The sequence below is a fragment of the Pseudomonas aegrilactucae genome (assembly GCF_019168305.1).
Taxonomy (GTDB): domain Bacteria; phylum Pseudomonadota; class Gammaproteobacteria; order Pseudomonadales; family Pseudomonadaceae; genus Aquipseudomonas; species Aquipseudomonas aegrilactucae.
The window spans coordinates 1-3842 of record NZ_JAHTBI010000087.1 but is presented as its reverse complement, the minus strand read 5'-3'; the positions used below and the strand labels follow the sequence as shown (position 1 = coordinate 3842).

Annotated in this window: 3 protein-coding genes; all 3 read left to right on the top strand. The window is 61.0% G+C overall.

What is annotated here, in order from left to right:
* Positions 1-165 precede the first annotated feature (165 nt).
* Genes KUO17_RS21845 through KUO17_RS21835 form a run of 3 tightly spaced genes read left to right on the top strand, consistent with a single transcriptional unit; the run spans position 166 to position 3728 of the window.
* Positions 166-825: a paraquat-inducible protein A gene (locus KUO17_RS21845; protein ID WP_217977631.1), complete on the top strand. Its 660-nt coding sequence runs from the start codon at positions 166-168 to the stop codon at positions 823-825.
* On the top strand, positions 812-1435 hold the full coding sequence (locus tag KUO17_RS21840; RefSeq protein ID WP_217977630.1) for a paraquat-inducible protein A: 624 nt from the start codon (positions 812-814) through the stop codon (positions 1433-1435). Before KUO17_RS21845 ends, KUO17_RS21840 begins: the two co-directional genes overlap by 14 nt.
* Positions 1428-3728, top strand: coding sequence for a PqiB family protein (locus KUO17_RS21835; RefSeq protein WP_217977629.1), 2301 nt, complete (start codon positions 1428-1430; stop codon positions 3726-3728). Before KUO17_RS21840 ends, KUO17_RS21835 begins: the two co-directional genes overlap by 8 nt.
* Positions 3729-3842 lie beyond the last annotated feature (114 nt).

Below are 3842 nucleotides of genomic sequence, written 5' to 3'. Positions count from 1 at the left end.
GTAGGTCATCGTCAAGATTATATTCCGAAACCCCTATCTGCATCTGCAGGTAGGGGTTTTGTCTTTGGGGTTCGAAATTCGAGCGGCCGGCGCAGTCGGTTGTGCTCCCACATTTGGAGCAACAACACTAGAATAGAGCCCGACGTTTTTACTCAGAATCCTTCTATGCCTAACCCTGACGATCGCGATCCGCTCGCAGGCTTGCCACTGGATCAACTGGTGGCTTGCCACGAATGTGACCTGCTGATGCGCAAACCTGACCTCAAGACGGATGAAAAGGCGCAGTGCCCTCGCTGTGGCTACGAGCTGTATGCCCACCGGCACAATGTAGTCGATCGCAGCCTTGCACTGGTTCTGGCGGCCTTGCTGCTGTATGTGCCGGCGAACTTTCTACCCATCATGCAGCTCCATCTACTGGGGCAGAGCGCCGACGATACGGTGTGGAGCGGTGTGCTGGGCCTGTATGGCAGTGGTATGGGCGGTGTGGCGGTGGTGGTGTTTCTGTGTAGCATGGCCATCCCGCTGCTCAAGCTGCTGTGTCAGCTGGCAGTGTTGTTGACCATACGCCTGAACATCGGGCGCAGTTACGGGCTGCTGCTTTACCGTATTTATCACCACCTGCGCGATTGGGGCATGCTCGAGGTGTACCTGATGGGCGTGCTGGTGGCCATCGTCAAGCTGGTCGACATGGCCGAGCTCAGCCTTGGTCTTGGCCTGTTATGTTTTGTCAGCCTATTGCTGGTTCAGGTCTGGCTGGAGGTGGTGATGTCGCCCCACCAGATCTGGGTCGCCTTGTCAGGGGAAGATGTACATGCGGGCGATTGACGCAGGAATACTGATTTGCACCGAATGCCATGAGCTCAACCGCCAGGAGGCGGGCACCGCCGGCCAGGCCTGCACGCGCTGCGGGGCTATCGTCCATGCGCGTCGGCCCAACAGCCTGGCACGCACCTGGGCACTGCTGATTACCGCCGCCATCTTGTATATCCCGGCCAACGTGCTGCCGATCATGACCGTCAGTACGCTGGGCAAGGGTAGCCCGGACACCATCATGTCCGGGGTCATCACCCTGATGCAGCATGGCATGCTGCCGATTGCGGCAGTGGTCTTTGTTGCCAGCATCCTGGTGCCGACTTTCAAGCTGGTAGGCATTGCCCTGTTGCTCTACTCAGTGCAGCGTCACCAGCCCCTGTCTGCGCGCCAACGCATTGTGATGTACCGTTTCATCGAGTTCATAGGGCGCTGGTCGATGCTGGATATCTTTGTCATCGCCATTCTGGTGGCGGTGGTGAATTTCGGCCGAATTGCCAGTGTCGAAGCCAATCTGGGCGCCGTCGCCTTTGCCAGTGTGGTGATCCTGACGATGCTTGCTGCAGTAACTTTCGATCCCCGACTGATTTGGGATAATACGGAGTCGGATGACGACCATGAGTGATTTGCCTACGGCTAAAACCCGCCCAGCCTCCAACTGGTCGGCTATCTGGATACTGCCCTTGATTGCCCTGGTGATCGGCGGTTGGCTGGGGTGGCAGGCCTACCGTGACGCGGGTGTGAATATCGAAGTGCGCTTTGAAAGCGGCGAGGGCATCGTGGCCAACAAGACCGAAGTGGTCTTCAAGGGCATGCCGGTGGGCAAGGTTACAAGCCTGGTGCTCGATGACAAGGGCAGCAACAAAGGTGTGATTGCCACCATCGAGATGAACCAGGTCGCCGAGGGGCACCTGCGCAAGAACACGCGCTTCTGGCTGGTCAAGCCGAGCGTCAGCCTGGCAGGCATCACCGGCCTGGAGACGCTGGTATCGGGCAACTACATTGCCGTCAGCCCTGGCGATGGTGAGCCGGCCAAGCGTTTCAAGGCCTTGAAAGAGCCGCCGCCGCTGTCCGACAGCGTGCCAGGCCTGCACCTGACCCTCAAGGCAGACCGACTGGGCTCGCTCAATCGCGACAGCCCGGTGTTCTACAAGCAGATCCAGGTGGGGCGCGTTAAGAGCTATCGCCTCTCCGAGGACCAGGGCACCGTCGAGATCAAGGTCTTCATCGAGCCAGCCTATGCAACGCTGGTGCGCAAGCACACACGTTTCTGGAATGCCAGCGGGGTCAGCATCGACGCCAACCTGTCGGGTGTAAAGGTACGCAGCGAGTCGCTGGCCAGTATCGTTGCTGGCGGTATCGCGTTCGCCACCCCCGAGCATCGCAACGACAGCCCGCCAACCGATCCGGCGCTGCCGTTCCGTTTGTTCGAAGACTTCGACGCAGCTGCTGCGGGTATCCGCGTCAAGGTCAAACTGAGTGACTTCGAAGGGCTGCAGGCCGGGCGTACGCCGGTCATGTACAAAGGCATACAGGTCGGTTCGCTCAAGACCCTCAAGGTGGATGCGGACCTCGCCAGTGCCATGGCCGAGCTGACCCTGGACCCGCTGGCCGAAGACTATCTGGTGGAGGGTACCCAGTTCTGGGTGGTCAAGCCGTCGATTTCGCTGGCGGGCATTACCGGCCTCGAGGCACTGGTCAAGGGCAACTACATTGCCATCCGGCCGGGTGACAAGGGGGCTACTGCGCAGCGTGAGTTCGAAGCCAGGGCCAAGGCGCCGCCGCTGGACCTCAAGGCGCCAGGCCTGCACCTGGTGCTGTTCAGCGACAACCTAGGATCGCTCGAGGTGGGTAGCCCGATCCTCTACCGGCAGGTCAAGGTCGGTAGCGTGCAGAGCTATCAATTCTCCAGAAAGCAGAAGCGTCTGCTGATCGGTGTACATATCGAGCCGGAGTACGCCAACCTGGTCAATGGCTCGACGCGTTTCTGGAATGCCAGCGGTATCACCCTCACGGGCGGCTTGTCCGGCATCCAGATCAAGAGTGAGTCGCTGCAAAGCCTGATGGCTGGTGGTATCGCCTTCGATACGCCCAAGCCGGACGTGCCACTGAAGCGGCGTATCCCCACCTTCCGCCTATTGGAGAATCAGGAGGCGGCCGATCGCAAGGGCACCAGCATCACCATCAAGGTTGATCGTGCAGACGGGCTCAAGGTCGGTACGCCGATTCGCTTCAAGGGGCTGGACATCGGCAAGGTCGAAGCGGTGGACCTGGCTGACGACCTGCAGTCGGTGATGCTCAAGGCGCAGATCACCGAAGTGCCGGAGCGTATCGCGCGGGTCGGTACCCAGTTCTGGGTAGTGAAGCCGGCGCTGGGTATCGTCAAGACCGCCAACCTCGAAACGCTGGTCACCGGGCAATACCTGGAAGTGCAGCCGGCCGCCAAGAGCCTCGGGCCGCAGCGCAGCTTCGTGGCCTTGCCCGAGCCGCCGGACCTGACCGCGCGCGAGGCCGGTCTGTCGCTGGTGCTCAGTGCGGCGCGGCGCGGGTCGATCAAGGTCGGCGTGCCGGTGACCTATCGCGAGATTGCGGTGGGCAAGGTGACCGGGTACGAGTTGGGGCAGACTGCAGACCGCGTGCTGATCCACATCCTGATCGAGCCGCGCTATGCGTCACTGGTGCGCGGTGGCAGCCGCTTCTGGAACAGTAGCGGGTTCGGCTTCGATATCGGCCTGTTCAAGGGCGCCACGGTGCGCACGGAGTCGCTGGAGACGTTGATCGAGGGGGGTATCGCTTTCGCTACGCCAGACGGCGACAGGATGGGTAATGCAGCATTGGCGCAGCAGACCTTCGCCCTGTTCGACAAGGCCGAGGATGAGTGGCTGCTATGGGCGCCGAAGATCCCGCTCGGTAAATAGCCAAGCCACCGGCAAGGCCGCCTCCTGTAGGGGTCGGCCTTGCCGGCGAACAGGCCGGTCCTGCTTCCCGGGGGCATCAGGTTTCCCGGGCCAGCAAATCGCAGGCAATAAAAA